The organism is Bacillus swezeyi, from assembly GCF_001969815.1.
GTDB classification, from domain to species: Bacteria; Bacillota; Bacilli; order Bacillales; family Bacillaceae; genus Bacillus; species Bacillus swezeyi.
In genome coordinates, this window is the sequence record NZ_MRBK01000089.1 from 1 (window position 1) to 726 (window position 726).

A 726-nucleotide genomic window follows, 5' to 3' on the forward strand; every position below is an offset into this window, starting at 1 on the left:
GGATAAATGCAGGCATGTGGAACGTATAGATAAATTTATATATATGAAGAAACACATCATTATCATTAATATAAGACCGGATTATATGTCCGAATACGACAAGGAAAATTAACAGGAATTTTGCATTGTCAAAATAACTGTCACGAGAATTCGTCATAACATCACCCTTTTCTTTAAACTTGGCCGTTCAAAACTTGTGCGGTTTACATTAAAGAAGCGTTCAAACGCTGATGTTCTTTTCGAATGACGTCTTCCATCAGTCTTGCCTCACGTATTCAATTTTAAAATAGAAAGCGGGTCATTCTCTATGTATTAAGCCTCATTGTTAGGTTGATGTAATTGAAAAGTAAGGAACTTTTTGATCGTCATCTTTCTGTAAAATGGGCGGAAATCTTGTAAAAGTTTGAAACATATGAAGGAAGATTTGCCGGTTTGTAGAATTATTGGGGGATAGGTTTTCAAGAAGGAGTGTAACAAATGGAGGAAACTCTTGATTTGAAAGAATCCTTGAATCTGCAAAACCAGCTGAAACAATTAAGGAAAGAAAATAAAAAGCTCAAAGCGGATTTGCATCAGTATGAACTGATGTTTAACGGGACGCTTGACGCTATTTTTATTTTAGATCAGCAGATGAAAATTGTTCAGGCGAACGATGCAGCCTGCAATATCCTGCAAAGCCACAAAAAGAATTTGCTGAACCGCTCGGCGCTCGATTTTCTGCACGCA

Annotated in this window: 1 protein-coding gene and 1 pseudogene; one reads left to right on the forward strand and one right to left on the reverse strand. The window is 36.6% G+C overall.

Features of this window, described 5'->3' with window-relative positions:
- Window positions 1–157: pseudogene (locus tag BTA30_RS22895) on the reverse strand (acyltransferase family protein); the annotation flags it as partial.
- Window positions 158–477: 320 nt separating this feature from the next.
- Between BTA30_RS22895 and BTA30_RS22385 the strand changes: the two are divergent.
- Window positions 478–726 (forward strand): PAS domain-containing protein (locus BTA30_RS22385; RefSeq protein WP_142243734.1); only part of this gene is annotated, 249 nt, incomplete at its 3' end.